At 67.9% G+C, this 16,732-nt stretch carries 16 protein-coding genes and 2 tRNA genes; 8 read left to right on the top strand and 10 right to left on the bottom strand.

Features of this window, described 5'->3' with window-relative positions; translation table 11 throughout:
• The first annotated feature begins 26 nt into the window (after nt 1-26).
• Nucleotides 27-1,046, top strand: coding sequence for a class 1 fructose-bisphosphatase (locus ACQ859_RS09300; protein WP_067283841.1), 1,020 nt, complete (start codon nt 27-29; stop codon nt 1,044-1,046).
• A 102-nt stretch (nt 1,047-1,148) separates the two neighbouring features.
• On the opposite strand, the gene ACQ859_RS09295 is transcribed toward ACQ859_RS09300, so the two are convergent.
• From ACQ859_RS09295 to ACQ859_RS09275, 5 genes are all read right to left on the bottom strand, one after another.
• On the bottom strand, nt 1,149-2,534 hold the full coding sequence (locus tag ACQ859_RS09295) for a DUF2130 domain-containing protein (RefSeq protein ID WP_431265533.1): 1,386 nt from the start codon (nt 2,532-2,534) through the stop codon (nt 1,149-1,151).
• A 22-nt stretch (nt 2,535-2,556) separates the two neighbouring features.
• On the bottom strand, nt 2,557-3,945 hold the full coding sequence (locus ACQ859_RS09290; RefSeq protein WP_431265532.1) for an alanine racemase: 1,389 nt from the start codon (nt 3,943-3,945) through the stop codon (nt 2,557-2,559).
• Nucleotides 3,946-4,040: 95 nt separating this feature from the next.
• On the bottom strand, nt 4,041-4,775 hold the full coding sequence (locus ACQ859_RS09285) for a hypothetical protein (RefSeq protein WP_431265531.1): 735 nt from the start codon (nt 4,773-4,775) through the stop codon (nt 4,041-4,043).
• A 204-nt stretch (nt 4,776-4,979) separates the two neighbouring features.
• Nucleotides 4,980-5,055, bottom strand: a tRNA-Thr gene (locus ACQ859_RS09280).
• Nucleotides 5,056-5,150: 95 nt separating this feature from the next.
• Nucleotides 5,151-5,606 (bottom strand): MarR family winged helix-turn-helix transcriptional regulator, encoded by a 456-nt coding sequence (locus tag ACQ859_RS09275; protein WP_431265530.1) that lies wholly within the window; start codon nt 5,604-5,606, stop codon nt 5,151-5,153.
• Between the two features lie 58 nt (nt 5,607-5,664).
• Here ACQ859_RS09275 and ACQ859_RS09270 point away from each other — a divergent pair, with 58 nt between their 5' ends.
• Entirely contained in the window at nt 5,665-6,444 is a 780-nt protein-coding gene (locus ACQ859_RS09270; RefSeq protein WP_431265529.1) for a siderophore-interacting protein, read from the top strand.
• A gap of 75 nt (nt 6,445-6,519) precedes the next feature.
• Nucleotides 6,520-6,909 (top strand): VanZ family protein, encoded by a 390-nt coding sequence (locus ACQ859_RS09265; protein WP_431265528.1) that lies wholly within the window; start codon nt 6,520-6,522, stop codon nt 6,907-6,909.
• On the opposite strand, the gene ACQ859_RS09260 is transcribed toward ACQ859_RS09265, so the two are convergent.
• On the bottom strand, nt 6,881-7,816 hold the full coding sequence (locus ACQ859_RS09260) for a helix-turn-helix domain-containing protein (protein WP_431265527.1): 936 nt from the start codon (nt 7,814-7,816) through the stop codon (nt 6,881-6,883). The two genes, ACQ859_RS09265 and ACQ859_RS09260, sit on opposite strands and share 29 nt — an antisense overlap.
• 248 nt (nt 7,817-8,064) lie before the next feature.
• Between ACQ859_RS09260 and egtB the strand changes: the two genes are divergently transcribed.
• Together egtB and egtD are read left to right on the top strand one after the other, a co-directional pair.
• On the top strand, nt 8,065-9,348 hold the full coding sequence (gene egtB / locus ACQ859_RS09255; protein ID WP_431265526.1) for an ergothioneine biosynthesis protein EgtB: 1,284 nt from the start codon (nt 8,065-8,067) through the stop codon (nt 9,346-9,348).
• Nucleotides 9,345-10,259 (top strand): L-histidine N(alpha)-methyltransferase, encoded by a 915-nt coding sequence (gene egtD, locus ACQ859_RS09250; RefSeq protein WP_431265525.1) that lies wholly within the window; start codon nt 9,345-9,347, stop codon nt 10,257-10,259. The genes egtB and egtD overlap by 4 nt, the downstream gene beginning before the upstream one ends.
• A gap of 69 nt (nt 10,260-10,328) precedes the next feature.
• On the opposite strand, the gene ACQ859_RS09245 is transcribed toward egtD, so the two are convergent.
• From ACQ859_RS09245 to ACQ859_RS09230, 4 genes are all read right to left on the bottom strand, one after another.
• Complete coding sequence (locus tag ACQ859_RS09245) at nt 10,329-10,976, bottom strand: N-acyl amino acid synthase FeeM domain-containing protein (RefSeq protein ID WP_431265524.1); 648 nt, start codon at nt 10,974-10,976, stop codon at nt 10,329-10,331.
• Between the two features lie 574 nt (nt 10,977-11,550).
• On the bottom strand, nt 11,551-12,930 hold the full coding sequence (locus ACQ859_RS09240) for a lyase family protein (protein WP_431265523.1): 1,380 nt from the start codon (nt 12,928-12,930) through the stop codon (nt 11,551-11,553).
• Between the two features lie 151 nt (nt 12,931-13,081).
• Nucleotides 13,082-13,825 (bottom strand): SapC family protein, encoded by a 744-nt coding sequence (locus tag ACQ859_RS09235; RefSeq protein ID WP_431265522.1) that lies wholly within the window; start codon nt 13,823-13,825, stop codon nt 13,082-13,084.
• Nucleotides 13,822-15,123 carry a hemolysin family protein gene (locus ACQ859_RS09230; RefSeq protein ID WP_431258818.1) on the bottom strand — a complete coding sequence of 434 codons (1,302 nt, stop codon included), beginning with the start codon at nt 15,121-15,123 and terminating at the stop codon, nt 13,822-13,824. Before ACQ859_RS09230 ends, ACQ859_RS09235 begins: the two co-directional genes overlap by 4 nt.
• Nucleotides 15,124-15,222: 99 nt before the next feature.
• Between ACQ859_RS09230 and ACQ859_RS09225 the strand changes: the two genes are divergently transcribed.
• The 3 genes from ACQ859_RS09225 to ACQ859_RS09215 all read left to right on the top strand — a co-directional run bounded on the left by ACQ859_RS09225 (nt 15,223) and on the right by ACQ859_RS09215 (nt 16,723).
• A complete protein-coding gene (locus ACQ859_RS09225; RefSeq protein ID WP_431265521.1) occupies nt 15,223-16,053 on the top strand; it encodes a symmetrical bis(5'-nucleosyl)-tetraphosphatase in 831 nt (276 codons plus the stop codon).
• Between the two features lie 95 nt (nt 16,054-16,148).
• Nucleotides 16,149-16,236: transfer RNA gene (locus tag ACQ859_RS09220), tRNA-Ser, on the top strand.
• Between the two features lie 52 nt (nt 16,237-16,288).
• Nucleotides 16,289-16,723, top strand: a complete 435-nt coding sequence (locus tag ACQ859_RS09215) for a Panacea domain-containing protein (RefSeq protein WP_431265520.1) — start codon at nt 16,289-16,291, stop codon at nt 16,721-16,723.
• Nucleotides 16,724-16,732 lie beyond the last annotated feature (9 nt).

The following is a 16,732-nucleotide window of genomic DNA, read 5'->3' as shown; positions in this document are numbered from 1 at the left end:
AGATTTGCAACCATCGGAGTCGTTTCATGAGTCAACGCGTCAGCCTGACCCAATACCTCGTCGAGCAGCAGCGTCTGCACGGCCACATCCCCCAGCAGCTGCGGCTGCTGATCGAGGTGGTCGCGCGGGCCTGCAAGCGCATCGCCATCAGCGTCAACAAGGGCGCGCTGGGTGACGTGCTGGGCACGGCCGGGTCCGAGAACGTGCAGGGCGAGGTCCAGAAGAAGCTGGACATCATCGCCAACGAGGTGCTGATCGAAGCCAACGAGTGGGGCGGCCACCTGGCCGCGATGGCCTCGGAGGAGATGGAGAGCATCCACCTGGTGCCTAACCGTTTCCCGCAGGGCGAGTACCTGCTGATGTTCGATCCGCTGGACGGCTCGAGCAACATCGACGTGAACGTGTCGATCGGGACCATCTTCTCGGTGCTGAAGAAGGTCGAAGGCAGCAAGGGCGTCAGCGAGGAAGACTTCCACCAGCCCGGCACCGCGCAGGCGGCGGCGGGCTACTGCGTCTACGGACCGCAGACGACGCTGGTGCTGACGGTGGGCGACGGCGTGGCGATGTTCACGCTGGACCGCGAGCAGGGCTCGTGGGTGCTGACCGCGGACGACGTGAAGATCCCCGCGGACACCAAGGAGTTCGCGATCAACATGTCCAACATGCGGCACTGGGACGAGCCGGTGAAGCGCTACATCGACGAGTGCCTGGCCGGCACGACCGGTCCGCGCGGCAAGGACTTCAACATGCGCTGGATCGCGTCCATGGTCGCGGACGTGCACCGCATCCTCACGCGCGGCGGCGTGTTCCTGTACCCGTGGGACAAGCGCGAGCCGAACAAGGCCGGCAAGCTGCGCCTGATGTACGAGGCCAACCCGATGGCCTTCCTGGTCGAACAGGCCGGCGGCGCGGCGACCAACGGCCGCCAGCGCATCATGGACCTGCAGCCGGGCAAGCTGCACGAGCGCGTCTCGGTCGTGCTGGGCTCGAAGAACGAGGTCGAGCGGGTGACGCAGTACCACCTGGAAGCCGACAAGGCCAAGTGATCCCTCCGAGGTGACCTGACGCCGCGATCCGGCACGCGCCGGATCCAGCGCATCCATCAACGAAGGCCGCTCGATGAGCGGCCTTCGTGCTTTCCGGCGGTCTCAGAACAACTGGCCGTCGTCGTCGTTGCCGCGGTCGTCGGCTGCAGGCTTGTCCGCCGCGGGCTTGTCGGCTGCGGCATGGTCGTTGCCCTTGAGCTCGGCGAACTTGCCGGCCATCGTGGGATTGCCCTTGGTCAGCTTCTTGATCGTCACGTCCTGGGCCTTGTCGTTGGCCAGGCGCAGGTTGCGATCGGTGCCGAGCAACGCTTCCTTGGTCTTCTGCAGGTGGTCGATGGACTTGTCGATCTCGTCGATCGCGGTCTGGAAGCGCCGCGACGCCAGTTCGTAGTTCTTGCCGAACGCCGACTTGAAGCTCTCGAGCTGCGTCTCGAAGTGGGTGATGTCGATGTTCTGCGCCTTGACCAGCGCGAGCTCCGATTTGTACTTGAGCGAGTTCATCGCCGCGTTGCGCAGCAGCGTGATGATGGGCAGGAAGAACTGCGGCCGCACGACGTACATCTTCGGATAGCGGTGGAACACGTCGACGATGCCGGTGTTGTAGAGCTCGCTTTCGGGCTCCAGCAGCGAGACCAGCACCGCGTACTCGCAGCCCTTCTCGACGCGGTCCTTGTCGAGCTCCTTGAGGAAGTCCTCGTTGCGGTTCTTCGTGGCGGTGCGGTCGTTCTCGTTCTTCATCTCGAACATGATCGAGACGATCTCGGTGCCGGACTCGTCGGCGTCGCGGAAGATGTAGTCGCCCTTGCTGCCGCTGCGCGCGTCGTTGTCCTTCTCGAAGTAGGCGCGCGGGAACGCGGTGGCGCGGATGCGATTGAACTCGGTTTCGCAATGCAGCTCGAGGGTCTCGCCGACCATCTTGGTCGACAGCCGCGCCTTCATGTCGCGCAGACGCTCGATGGCATCGTCGCGGTCCTTGATCTGCGTCTCGTACTTGTCCTTGAGCGACTTCTCGGAGAGCTGCTTCTCGAGTTCGGCGCGCTCGAGCCCGCTGCGGAGCTGGTCGCGTTCCTTCTCCACCGCGCCGACGGCCTGCGACATCGCCAGCTGCTGCGTCACGCCGACCGCATCGAGCTTCGCTTTCAGGCGCTGGATCTCGGCGTCCTTCGCCGCGGCGGCCTGCTGCGCCTCCTTCTCCAGCGCACCGAGCGCCTCGGCCACGGCCAGCTTGCGCTGCACCTCGCCGGCATCGAGCCGCGCCTTCAGTTCCTGGATCTCGCCGTCCTTGAGCGCGGCGGCCTTCTGCAGCTCGCCGGCGGTCTTCGCCTGCGCGAGCTCGACGGCATTGCGCTTGTCCTGCTCGGCCAGCGCGAGGCGTTCGTGGAGCTGCTTCTCGAAGTCGGTGTCGCGGACCTGCTTGAGGATGTCGGCGTAACCCGCCTCGTCGATCTTGAAAGCCTTGCCGCAGTGCGGGCAGATGATGTCATGCATGGCGCGGATTCTCGCCGTCGATTCAGAAGAAGGTCCGCACGCCGCCGATGACGCGGTAGCTGTCGTCGACCGTGTAGAGCAGCGGCCACTTGTCGAAGGTCGTGCAGGGGTGGCCGACGCCGAAGGCGATCAGGTCGCCGACCTGCAGCAGCAGCGCGCCGCCGTCCGTGCCGCTGCCGCCCTCTCCCCCGGCATCGACATACGCATGCTGGTCGTTCAGCTTGGTGACCGCCCAGTGGGCCGGCGTCGCCCGCGGCGCGTCATGCAGGCTCGGCCGGTACCACCACAGCGGTTGCGGCAGGCAGGCGTCGTAGCTGAGATCGCGACGGCCGGCCGTGCAGATCGCGCGGCCGGGTTCAGGCACCGACTGCACGTAGGCCCAGACCTCGATCGCGTTGCGCAGGCCGGGACCTTCGCCCCACAGCGCGCCGGCGCGTTGCCGCATGCGGCCCTGCATGCGTTCGTACTGCAGGCTGTCGTGGCTGAGGTAGCAGCCGCTGCGCAGCACCACGCGCAGCGCGTGACCGGTGCCGGCCGCTTCGACCGAGGCCAGCGTCTTCGCCGCCATGTCGAAGAACGCCGAGCCGCCCGCCGTCAGCAGCACCTCGTCCGCGGCGAACCAGCCTTCGGCGCAGCCCAGTCGCGTCAGCTCCGCCACCGTCTCGATCATCGTCAGCGCGCCGAGTTCCACGCGCGCCGTGTCGTCGCCGCTGTAGACGCCCTCGAACGCCTCCACGCCGCGCAGCACGATCGTCGGCGCGGCATCGCGGATGAGGCGACCCAGCGTGGCCCCTTCCGCCATCGTCCGGACGCCGGTGCGCCCGCCCGGCGTACCGACTTCGAGCAGCACTTGAAGCGGCCGTTTCAGTCCACGCTCCTCGGCCGCGCGGCGCAGCAGATCCAGGCCTGCGGCGGAGTCGACCAGCAGATAGAACTCGAAATCCGGGGAGGCTTCCAGCTCGCGGAACACGAGCTCCAGGTCCGCCTTGCCGATCAGCTGATTCGCGAGCAGCACACGCGGCACGCCGAAGCGCCGGTAGGTGCGCACATGCGCCGCGGTCGCCGCCGTCATGCCCCAGGCGCCTTCGTCGAACTGGCGCTGGAACAGCTGCGGGGACATCGTCGTCTTCCCGTGCGGCGCGAGGCTCACGCCGGCACGCGCGGTGAACTCACGCATCCAGCGCGCGTTGTGCGTCAGCGCGGAGTCTTTCAGGATTGCCGCGGGCAGCGGCAGGTCGCCAGCCAGCAGCGACAGCCCCAACGCGCCAAGCCCGCCCAGCGGCACGCCTTCAGCGACCGCAGGCAGTCCCTTGAACGTGCCGGGCAGCGGCTCGGCCTCGAGGGCGGCGAGCGTGAGCGTCACCGGCGCGAGGCCGGGCTGATCATCATGGTCTTGGTCGTGTGGGCTCATGGCGCGCCATGTTGCCACCGTCGGCGCGCAACGGTGGCGCGACGCGCCCGGTGATCATCGAGGTGATGGCCGGACGAGCGCCGGACGGGCGCCGCTCAGCGCGTCGAACGCTGCCGGCGTCGCTGCCAGAACAGCGCGCCTCCCGCGGCGAAGGCCAGCGCGAGCGAATCCGGCTCCGGCACCTCGGCCGCGCGGAACGCGATCGAATCGACCTTCAACGCGCTCCAGCCGTTCGGATCCTCGGTCTGTTGCACGCCGATGAAGATCGACCACAGGCCGCCCTGCGCGAAGGTGTAGGACGAGACGTTGCCGCGCAGATCGACTGCCGCTAGCGTGCTGCCGTTGTAGGCCACGAAAAAGGCGTTGTCGACAACGCCGGGACCCACGCCGCCGACGGCTACCTCTCCCAGTCGTTGAGAGACCCAGTCCAGCGTGTCGCCCACCGCCACATTGACGTCCTGGGCGATGAAGCCGCCGCGCAGGAAACGTCCGGCCACGTCCTGTGAGAAGAAGGTCGGCGCGCCCGCGCCCGAAGGAGTGAACTGCACGGGCAGCGGACAGTGGACATTCCAGATGTCCGAAGCGCAGGTCACGTTCGGCCCCAGCCCCTGCAACGACATCGCCACGATCAGCGCCGAGTTGTTGCCGGCCAGCGCCGGATAGCCGTTGCCGGCGTTGACGATGGCGGTCGAGGATCCGTTGACGTTGGATCCGGAGGCGTACCAGCCGCTGAGGCTCCCGCCTTCGAAGTCGCCGTTCACCACGGCGGCGCCGTGCGCCGACATGGCTGCGACCGCGCTCAACAGCGCGATGCTCAATGCTCGTTTCATGGCTCTCTCCCTGTTTGCGACGCGCGAACTGCGCGACCGCAAATGCTAGGAAGGGTCGAGGACCACGACCATCATCAAGAGTGAGGACGCCCGTCCCCGATCAAAGGCTGCGAGAATCGTCTGCGACCGGGACGATCAGCGTCTCACCGGAAAAGGAAAAAGCCGCTTGGGAATCCTGCGGATTTTCCAAGCGGCTTTCCAGATTGGTGCCGATGAAGAGAGTCGAACTCCCGACCTTCGCATTACGAATGCGCTGCTCTACCAACTGAGCTACATCGGCGCTGTCGCGAACAACAGAGTCTGCGACTATAGCGCAGATTTTCGACGTCGACAATTTCCGCGCCTGCGTCGCTCAGAGACAACGCCGCGCCCGATTCACTCCTCGCCCAGATTCGCCTGCACGCGCTTCAGCAGCGCCGCGAGCTGCGCCTGCTCGTCCGTGCTCAACCCGGCCAGCGCCTGCACCGACACCTGCTTCGCCTGGCGCTTGAGTTCACGCTGCACCGTCATGCCGGCCTCGCTGACGCTCAGCCGCACCTGCCGGCGATCGACCTCGTCGGTCTTCGCGTCCAGCAGGCCCTTGTCGCGCAAGGTCTTGATGAGCCGCGCCAGCTGCGCCTTGTCCCGCCCGCTGTGTGACGCGAGATCGCTCTGCGTGGCCTGCGGATGCCGCTCGAAGAAGAACAGCACCTTGCCTTCCATGTGCGTGATGTCCTGCGGGCCGTCACGCAGGAAGCGGTACTGCAGCGAGCGGTAGCGATGCATCACCGAATGCACCAGCTCCAGCACGTCGTCGTCCTTGCCCCTCCGGCCAGTGGTGTTAGTTGACATTGTCAATCGTTCCGTCGCAAGATGGATGACATTGTCAACGAAACAGAGACCACCGGCAATGAAGCCCGACACCCTGAACACCCCGAACCTCCCCAACCCCTCCGCCCCCGAGCCCGCCGCGAGCCGCGTCCAGCGCGTGCGTCACGAACTCAAGCGCCGCGAACTGACCGTGACCGGCGTCGACGACGTCACGCCGAACTTCCGCCGCGTGACGCTGACCGGCGACTCGCTCGTCGACTTCATCAGCGCCTCCTTCGACGACCACGTGAAGCTGATCTTCGAACCCGAGGCCGACGGCGCCCCCGTCATGCGCGACTACACACCGCGCCGCTTCGACAATGCGGCGCGCAAGCTGGTCATCGAATTCGCCCAGCACGGCGACGGTCCCGCAGCGGCCTGGGCCGCGCAGGCACGACCGGGCGACACGCTGACCGTCGGCGGACCGCGCGGCTCCTTCATCATCCCGACGGACTTCGCCTGGCACCTGCTGATCGGCGACGAGACCGCCCTGCCCGCCGTCGCGCGCCGCCTCGAGGAACTGCCCGCCGGCACACGCGTCATCGCGCTGCTGAACGTGCCGGAGAGCGACCGCCGCGACTTCGGCACGCCGGCCGGACTCGACCTGCGCTGGGTCGACGGCGACGACGCGCTGCTGGCCGCCACCCGCGCGTTGGACCTACCGTCCGGCGAGGGCTACGCCTGGTGCGCCGGCGAGGCCGCGGCCATGGCCGCCGTGCGCCGCATCCTCGTCGACGAGAAGGGCCACGACCGTCATGCGATCCGTGCCTCGGCCTACTGGAAGCGCGGCGCGAGCCACCATCACGAACATCTGGAGTGAACGGCGGCGGTGGCGACGGCGCACTCGGCGCGTCGCCTCACGTTCGCTTCACACGTGCGTGGCACACTGACCCGCATGTCTGAAGTCCTGCATGACCCGCGCTGGCGCAACGCCTGGCGCTTCCTCTTCCTGGCGGTGGTGGCCGGCGCGAGCTGGCTGGCGTTCTCGCCCCATCCGCCGCCCGCGGCCGACCTCGGCTGGGACAAGGCGAACCACTTCACCGCCTTCGGCACGCTGGCCTTCATCGGCATGCAGTGCCTGGCCGCCGGTCCGCGCCGCCGCTGGATCGTGCTGGCGATGCTGCTGGCCTACGGCGTGGCGATCGAACTGGTCCAGTCGCAGATCCCCGGTCGCGACGCGGACGCACAGGACGTGCTCGCCGACATGATCGGCGCCGTCATCGGCGTCGCCGTGCATGCGCTGGTGCTGCGCCTCTTCACGCCGCGGGCGACTCCGGCTCGCTGAGTTCCCGGCGCGACATCGCGATCGCGACCGCCTGCGCGCGGTTGTTCGCGCCCAGCTTGCGCAGGATCTTGCGCACGTGGTTCTTGACCGTGAACATGCTGATGCCCAGCTGGATCGCGATCCCCTCGTTGCTCAGGCCCGCGCGCAGACCCTCGACGATCTGCTGCTCGCGCGGCGTCACCAGCGATCCCGCGCGTCGCGGCAAGGCCTGACCCCGCGGCTGCAGCCGCGCGCGCCGCCAGGCCGCGTGCAGCGCCGGCGTCAGCAGTTCCAGCCGGCGCAGATGGTCGTCCTGCCAGCCCTCGCCCGCGAAGAGGAACAGGCTCTGCGGCCGCTCCCCGTCGGCGGCGACGCCGTGCAGCGCCAGTTCGCGCAGTCCTGCTTCCAGCAGCGGCTGGAACAGCGCCAGCTCGGACTCCCGCGTCAGGTCGATGTGCAGCGGCCGCCGACCGTCGCCCCAGCGCCGGATCAGGTGCAGCCACAGGCCGTGGTCGGCCGACTCGAGCTGCGTGTGCAGCCCGTCGCCGATGGGCTTCAGGTGGAAGAGCTGCGCCGCCAGCCGCGGTGAGGGCGGCTGGTCGCCGACGCAGACCATCAGCCGGTGCGGCAGCAAGGGCTGCAGGCGGCTCTGGCTCCACACGAAGAACTGCGCCGGGGTCGCGGGCTGGCGCGCGCTCCACAGCGCCTCCAGCAGACGCTCGGCGAGCACGTGGTCCTGCAGCCAGGACAAAGGCAGTCCGTCCCCGTCGATGCCGCCGTACAGCGGCATCGCCGTCGCCACCGCGGAAAGCAGGGACGGCGGGGTCGCGGGCCCGGCTCCCGACGGCAGGGCGGGCGCGGCAGTCGTGGGCTGCAACGACGGCAGCGGTGGCAGCGACGGAGACATCGAGGGCGGCATCATGGGCATGGGCAGTGGCGTGAGCCGGGTCGCCGTGAGCCTGCCCGCGCGGCGTGACGCGCCGATGAATCGCCGCCGCGGCGACACGCGGTGGCCCGTGGCGCGCGGCGGGTACCCGACTTGCCCTACCTGACATCGGGTGGCAGTTGAGCCGTCCCGCCCGCGTCCGCCAAGCGGCCCGCGCCGGGCGTGGACAAGGCAAATCGGCTACCGTTGTCGTCCGGTCCTTCCTCCCCGGGACCGCAGGAGTTGCTTGCATGTCGGATCACGATCTGCCGCTGTCGCGGCGCGATCTCGCGCGCCGTTTCGAAGCGGTCCGGCGCCATACGCTGACGCTGGCGGAGCCGCTGTCCGCCGAGGACCAGGCCGCGCAGTCGATGCCGGACGCGAGCCCGGCCAAGTGGCACCAGGCCCACACGAGCTGGTTCTTCGAGGCGCTGCTGCTGCGTCCGCACCTGCCGGACTACCGGCCGCTCGACGAGTCCTTCCACTTCCTCTTCAACTCGTATTACGAAGGCCTCGGCCCACGCCATCCGCGCCCGCAGCGCGGCCTGCTGACGCGTCCCTCGCTGGACGAGGTGCGCGCCTACCGCCGCCATGTGGACACGCACATCCAGCAGCTGATCGCGCGCTGCAGCGACGCGGTGTGGGAGGACATCGCCCCGACGCTGGAGCTCGGCCTGCATCACGAGCAGCAGCATCAGGAGCTGCTGCTGACGGATGCGCTGCATCTGCTCTCCTGCCATCCGTGGCGGCCGGCGCTGATCGATGCCCCGCCCGCCCCGATCGCGGGTGGCACGAGCGACTGGCTGCCGCACGACGGCGGTCTCGTCGAGATCGGTCGTGACGTGCGCGCGGGAGGCGGCCCGGAGACAGGTTTTGCCTTCGACAACGAAGGCCCGCGCCATCGTGTCTGGCTGGAGCCCTTCGAGATCGCGAGCCGCCTCGTGACCTGCGGCGATTTCCAGCGCTTCATCGACGACGGCGGCTATCGCGAGCCGCGCTGGTGGCTGTCCGATGGCTGGGCCACGGTGCAGCAGCAGGGCTGGAAGGCGCCGCTGTACTGGGTCGACAGCAGCGATGGCAACAACGACGGCGACGCGGCCGGCGCGGGGTCGCGCTGGTCGGTGTTCGGCCTGCACGGCCTGCGTCCGATGGATCCGGCGGCGCCGGTGATGCAGCTCAGTTTCTACGAAGCCGCGGCCTACGCCGAATGGGCCGGCGCGCGCCTGCCCAGCGAGCCGGAATGGGAAGCCGCCTCGGCCTTGCCCGGCATGGCGCAACTCGACGATCAAGCCTGGCAGTGGACCCGCTCGGCCTATCACCCGTATCCCGGGTTCCGCCCGCTCGACGGCGCGGCCTCCGAATACAACGGCAAGTTCATGGTCGGCCAGTTGGTGCTGCGCGGCGGCAGCCTCGCGACGCCGCCCGGCCACACGCGCCGGACCTACCGCAACTTCTTCCCGCCGGCCGCCCGCTGGCAGTTCACCGGGCTGAGACTGGCCCGCGATGCGCGCCCGCGCACGGAGACCCACGCATGAGCAGTTTCGCCGAGGACCTTCACGCGGCGCTCGCCGGCCCCGAGCACGCGATCTCGCCCAAGTACTTCTACGACGCCCAGGGCTCCGCCCTCTTCGAACAGATCTGCGAGCTGCCCGAGTACTACCCGACCCGCACCGAGCTCACGCTGCTGCGCCGGTACGCCGGCGACTTCGCCGCCCGCATGGGCCCCGGCGCGCAGCTGATCGAGTACGGCGCCGGCGCGCTCGTGAAGGTGCGCCTGCTGCTGGAACGCACCGAGGGCCTGCACAGCTTCGTTCCCGTGGACATCTCCGGCCCGCACCTGCTGGCCGCCTGCGAAGCGCTGCAACGCGAGCATCCCGCGCTGCGCATCCTCCCGGTGGTGGCGGACTTCACCCGCATGCATGTGCTGCCCGATGCCCCGGCGGACGGACGGCGGGTCGGCTTCTTCCCGGGCTCCAGCATCGGCAACTTCAACCCGGACGAGGCGCTCGACTTCCTGCGCCTGCTGCGCGAGGAACTCGACGGCGGCGCGCTGCTGATCGGCGTGGATCTGATCAAGGACCCGGCCCGGCTGCACGCGGCCTACAACGACGCGCAAGGCGTGACCGCGCGCTTCAACCTCAACCTGCTGCGCCATGCGCAGCGCGAGCTGAAGCTGGAATGCGACCCGGCCGGTTTCGACCATTACGCGTTCTACGACCCACGCCAGCACCGCATCGAGATGCACCTGCTGCCGCGCGGCGAGCAGCACCTGCAGCTGCAGGGCCGGCGCTACACGCTGGCGCCCGGCGAGAGCCTGCACACGGAGAACTCGTACAAATACAGCGTGGAGAGCTTCCAGGCGCTCGCGCGGGAAGCCGGCTTCAAGCCGTCACAGCATTGGACGGACGAGCAGCGCTGGTTCAGCCTGCATTGGCTGGAAGCTTGAACAAGGGAAACCGTCGGGAGGCGGTCCCGCCGGGATCGGGAGGCGCCTGCGTTCAGGCGCGACGCCCGTTCAGGCGTCGTAGCCGTACACGTCCGCGAGCTTGCTCAGCAGCGAGGGCTCATCCTTCGGGGAGAAGGCATACGGATACAGCGTGCGGGAGCGGTTCTGGTCGTCGTTCAAGGTGCCGCCATGCTTGCGGACCTTGCCCTCGACATAGTTCAGCGACAGGCTCATCAACACCGCCGGGGCGCCGACGCTGCGGTGCATGCGCTGTTCGCCATGCGGTTGGAAATCCAGCATCCGGCGGTAGAACGCGGTATGACGCGGATTGACCTCGATCACCAGGAACTCCGCGCCCCAATGATGGGCGGCATGCAGGTAGGCCAGATGGAACAGGCTGGCCAGCACCAGCTTGGACGGGCCTTCCGGGTCGGCGGCCAGCCGCGTGAATTCGCACAGCTGCCAGCCCTGCTGACGCATGCCGGACATCTCGCCGGGGAAGCTCTGGTCCGCGGCGAGGTTGCCGCCGTCGCGGCGCAGCCCGAGCGTGGCCACCAGACGGCCTTCCCAGTAGGCCCCCAAGGTCACGTCGGCGGAACGGCTCAGCCGGTAACCCCGTGACGCGTACCGGCGCTCCAGCAGCGCATGACCCGTGCCTTCCATGAGCGCACGGATCTCGATGCGGCCGAACTCCGTATCGCGGGAAACGAGCTCCACGGAATCAGAGCGGACAAACGACATCCCCGAACCAATGGACTGCAGCGCCTGCAAGGGGCTTGCGGGCGCTTCCAATTCAATGTTCGACATGCGAGATTCGTCGCTCATTCCCAACTCCAGACTGCTTGGTTATCAAGGGCGAGTCTATGGCCCACTCAAAGTAATTACTGCAGGCCGCTACGATAGTTAACAAATGCGACCCTCGTCTTACGGGTCTGTCCCGGGTTCTTACGGGGGTCAATCCCTTGCCAGGCCGAAACCCCGCATTCGAGGGAATTCGGTTACATCCCGGGCATGACATCGGGAAGCAGGGTTTGGCTTCGCCCTCGCACGTATTCATCGACTGCCCCGTCCTGCGTCACCGTCCCTCCCGGCCTCTCATTTGTTGCAGGTGTAACCAGATGCGTTTCGTTCAAATAACGAATTCATGGGACACGCCACTCCACTTTTTGCGGAAAGCCGTACGACATCTGGGGATATTTGTCGCTTCCCCGGCGATTTGAACGCTGAGCGACCAGGAAGTTCGTATCGCGTTGCGTCCAGCCGTGGCTCGTGAAACAGGTCACGAACCGGCTCACGCGCAGGGCCGGGCGGCCAGCGCGTCGAGGCGCTGACGCGCCTCGGCCATCAAGGCGTCGACACGGCCATCGGCCTGGGCCGCGATGGCCTCCAGGTCGAACATGGCGGAAAGTTCACTGTCCGAAATCGCCATCGACGGCAGATCGCCGACCTCGAGCGCCGTGCGCAGCAACTGCTCCAACGATCCTTCGCCTTGGCGGACGCGATGGATCAAGTCGCGGATCATCGCGCCGGTGCGCTGGCGACCCAGGCGCGGCATCAGCAGATGTTCGAGGCGTTCGCTGGCCACCAAGCCCTGGCGCTCGAGGACGTGCGCGCGCATCCGGTCGGCACGGATAACGGGTTCGGCCAGCGCACGGTTGAGCGCCTGCACCGCCGCGTGAGCGCCGCCCATGAGTCCGCTCCATTCCGCCAATTCGGCCTGGTGCTGACCGAGCCCGCGTTCATGCTCCGGCGTCATGCAGCCCATCAGCCCGGCCACGCGCTGCGGCGCGCGCTGCACCGCCGCCATCGCCTGCAACGCCGCGACCGGATTCTTCTTGTGCGGCATCGACAGGCAGGCGCCATAGCCTTCGCCCGGCGGCTCGTGGAGCTCGTCCACCTCAGCCTGGGCCATCAGCGCGAAGTCCTGCGCCAGCTTGCCGAGGTTGCCGCAGAGCAGGCCGACCTCCAGCCCCAGCCGCAGCCAGCGGTCGCGCTGCGTGTGCCAGCACATGTCGGGTCGCGGAAGCGAGAGTTCGGCGGCCACGGCGGTCAGCATCTCGTCCGCGCGATCGCCCATCGCGTCCAGCGTGCCGACCGCGCCGCCGAGCTGCAGCAGCAGCGACGCCTCGCCCTGCTCGCGCAAGCGTTCGGCGCTGCGCAGCAGCGGCATCAGCCAGTTCATCAGCTTGAAGCGCAGGCTGATCACCTGCGCCGGCTGCATCATCGTGCGGCCCAGCATCGGCACCGCGACGTGACGCTCGGCCAGATCCAGCAGCTGCCCGCAGAGCTGCTGCAGGTCGTCGTCGATCAGGCGCAGCGCCTCGCGCGTGCGCAGCACCATCGCGGTGTCGACGAGGTCCTGGGCGGACGCGCCGCGATGCACGTAGACCGCGGCGGCAGGATCGAACAGCGCGACCGTCTCGCGCAGACGCTGCACGACCGGCAGCGCCAGGTTGCCGCTGTGCGGCGCGGCGGCGATCAGGGCCGGCACGTCGTAGAGCTCGGCGCGGCACAGGCTCGCGATGGCCTGCGCGGCCGGTGACGGGATCAGGCCCACGCGGGCCGCCGCGCGGGCGAGCGCGGCCTCCACATCCATCATCGACTGGACCACCGCGGTCGGCGAGAACACCGATTCCATCGCGGTGGACGACAAAAAAGCCTCGAACAGCATCCAACGTCCTTTAAGGACTTCCGATGCTATCGAGGCTCCCGTGTACGCCGTACTCAAGCAAACCCGCTTGGGGTTTGTCTCAGCCGGTGATCGCCCGTCCGGCGCCTTGTCGATGGGTCGTCGAGGGCCGTTCGGGCGAGGGTCGCGCCGCTCAGTTCGCCGGCACGTACATCTGCGCCAGGCGGCTCATCAGACGCAGCGACAGGCGATGCATCGTGATGACCTCCAGCAGGCCGTTGCGGTGCAGCTCGACGATCTTCGCGTCGGGCAGCTCGGCCAGCGCCTTCTCATTGATGGTCAGGAAGCCGTCCACGTCCAGCTTCTCGCCGCTGGGCAGCTGCGCCTCAAATCGCATGTCCTGCAGCAGGTCCAGGTCCTGCAGCAGTTCGCAGGCCTGGCGGGTGCGCTCGGCTTCGCGCTCGAAGTCCTCGCAGAACTGCTTGGCGTTGAGCAGCAGTTCGGTGGCTTCGCCGTCCGCCTTGAACAGCGGCTCGCCGTCGGTCTCGGAGAACGCGCCGGAGCCCATGTCCAGGCACAGCGCCATGTCGGAGGTGCTCTCCTCGATGCGGGCCATCGCGAACGGCCAGCGGCGGATGTAGGCCGGCACGTAGCGGCCGGTCCACTGGCCGTCCTTGATGAACAGGTTGCTGCCCTGGCGCAGGCCGAACACCGCCAGCGGGGCGACCGCCGGACGCTGGCCGTCGACAGCCTGGCCGACGCGCACGAACACCACCGGGTACTCGAGGCTCGCGTCGGCGAACTCGGCCACGGCGACGAACAGCGAGTTCAGCTGCGTCACGCGGTCCAGCACCGGAGCGCCGACCTTCATGCGTGTGTTCTTGTGCTGCACCCGGTCCACCGGGACCAGGTTCTCATACATCGGGGGGTTGCTCATTGATTCACTCCATCGTCCGCCAGTCGCGAGACCAGCACCTTGTCCACACGCTTGCCGTCGAGGTCGACCACCTCGAATCTCCACGCGTCCCACTCCGCCACGTCGGCCGTGCGCGGCAAGCGCCCCAGCAGCAGCATCACCATGCCGGCCAGGGTGTTGTAGCGCCCACGGTCCTCCTCGGGCAGTTCCTTCAGATCCAGGCGGTCCTTCAGCTCGGTGACGGGGATCAGGCCGTCCATCAGCCAGCTCCCGTCCTCGCGCTGGACCGCCCAGGCGTCTTCGCCATCGGACGAGTTGAACTCGCCCGCGATGGCCTCCAGGACGTCGCGCATCGCGACGACGCCTTGCACTTCGCCGTATTCGTCGACGACGAACACGAGCGGCGTTTCCGCGCCGCGCATGTGCGCGAGCAGTTCCATGCCGGACAGCGTCTCGGGCACGAACACCGGCGGTTCCAGGCCGGTCGACAGGTCCAGCGATTCACCGGCCAGCGAGCGCGCCAGCAGGTTCTGCGCGCTGACCGTGCCGACCACGTCATGCAGTCCGCCGCGGCAGACCGGGTAGCGGCTGTAGCCGTGCGCGCGCAGGATCTGCAGCATCTGATCCGGGCGGTCGCTGATGTCCAGCCACGCGATCTCGGCGCGCGGGATCATCATCGAGCCGATCTGGCGTTCGTCCAGGCGGAACACGTTGCGCACCATCTGGTGCTCGTGTTCCTCGATGACACCGGCGTCCAGGCCTTCCTCGAGGCTGGCGGCGATCTCCTCTTCCGTCACGGCGCGGTTGGCGCGGCCGCCCATGCCGAGCAGCTTGAGCGTGAACTCGGTGCAGAAGCTCAGCAGCTTGACGAAGGGCCGCGTCACCAGCGACATGATCTCCATCGGCGGCGCGACCAGGCGCGCGACGTTCTCCGGGTACATCTGGCCCAGGCGCTTGGGGACCAGCTCGCCGAAGATGATGGTGACGAAGGTCAGCACCAGCACGACCAGGCCGGTGGCGGTGATGTCGGCGGCGCGGGCGCTCAGCGGCGTGCTGGCGCGCAGCACGTCGGCCAGCGGGCCGGAGAAGGCGGCCTCGCCGACGATGCCGTTGAGCACGCCGATGGAGGTGATGCCGATCTGGACCGTGGAAAGGAACTTCGTGGGGTTCTCGTGCAGGTCCATGGCGGCCTGCGCGCCGCCTTCCCCGCTTTCCACCATCACTTGCAAGCGTGCCTTGCGGGACGCCGTGAGGGCCATCTCCGACATGGCGAACAAACCGTTGAGCAGGATCAGGAAGAGAACTAGGGCGGTATCCATTGACAGCGCGGACCGGGTACTAACCCCGAGTCGCGCCCAAAACACAAGGTCGGCAAGGTTAGCAGAGCCTGTGTGACATCGGCACCGCAAAATCCCGCTATGCATTACCTCATCGGCGATCTCCAAGGCTGCTGCGACGCGCTGGCGCGACTCCTGGACAAGATCGATTTCTCCCCGTCCCGCGACCGGCTCTACCTCCTGGGGGACCTCGTCAACCGCGGCCCCGATTCCCTGACGACGCTGCGGCGTCTGCAGTCGCTGGGCGACGCGGCGCAGTGCCTGCTCGGCAACCACGACCTGCACCTGCTCGCGACCGCGGCCGGCGTGCGGGCCCCGCACAAAGGGGACACGCTGGACGCGATCCTGCAGGCGACGGACCGCGAGGCGCTGCTCGAGTGGATGCGCGGGCAGCGTCTGGCGATGCGGGCGCAGGGCTGGCTGATGGTGCACGCGGGCGTGGTGCCGCAGTGGGACGCGGACCAGACGCTGGCGCTGGCGGACGAGGTGCACGCGCTGCTGCGCGGCCCGGACCTGGCGGAGTTCCTGCCACAGATGTACGGCAACGAGCCGGATCGCTGGAAGGACGACCTGACGGGCGTGCCACGGCTGCGCTTCATCATCAACGTGCTGACGCGGATCCGCTTCTGCAACGCGAAGGGGCGGCTGGACTTCAAGACCAAGGAAGGCCTGGGGACCGCGCCGGAAGGCTTCATGCCCTGGTTCGAGGTGCCGGAGCGGCGCACGGCGGGTCATCCGATCGCGTTCGGGCACTGGTCGACGCTGGGCCTGGTGCAGCGGCCGGACCTGCTGGCGCTGGACACCGGCTGCGTCTGGGGCGGCCGGCTGACGGCCGCCCGCGTGGCGGAAGGCCAGGCGCTGGAGATCATCCAGGTCGACTGCGTGCAGGCGAAGAAGCCGGGAGCGGATTGAGGCGCACTCGATGGCGGCCTCTCCAGGCACGCTTAGAATGTCTGCTTCTCCTGTGACAGGAGACGTGGCTCGATGTGTCAATCGGCCGCACTGAAGGAAGCGTGGCCGAGTGGTTTAAGGCACTGGTCTTGAAAACCAGCGACGGGCAACCGTCCGTGAGTTCGAATCTCACCGCTTCCGCCACTCAATTTCCGAACGCGTCCCGCCTTTCAGCCTGCAGTTGAGGAGCTCATTGATGGCCTCCACATTCGACGTTGCCAAGTACATCACCGAGCGCACGGGCGAGGTCTCGGCCATGAAGCTCCAGAAACTGATGTTCTACGCACAGGCTTGGAATCTGGTCTGGGAAGAGGCGCCGCTGCTCGACGAGGACTTCCAGGCATGGGCGAACGGCCCCGTGCTGCCTAGCCTTTATCAGAAGCATCGCGGCATGTTCAAGGTCGACGCGACCCTGTTCCCGACGGCGGACAGCGCGCGCCTCTCGCAGGAAGAACGCGGCAACATCGATCGGGTGCTCGCGTTCTACGGCGACAAGACCGCCCAGTGGCTCAGCAACCTGACGCACCAGGAAGATCCGTGGAAGAAGGCTCGCGGCGATACGCCGGTGGGTGACCCCTCGACCACGGTGATCAGCCAGGGTGCGATGCACGAGTACTACTCGTCCCTTTGACGGGTTGAA

The organism is Roseateles chitinivorans (genome assembly GCF_050632235.1).
Lineage (GTDB): Bacteria > Pseudomonadota > Gammaproteobacteria > Burkholderiales > Burkholderiaceae_C > Roseateles > Roseateles chitinivorans_A.
The sequence above is the reverse complement of the archived record's forward strand: the minus strand, read 5'-3'. Positions and strand labels throughout refer to the sequence as shown.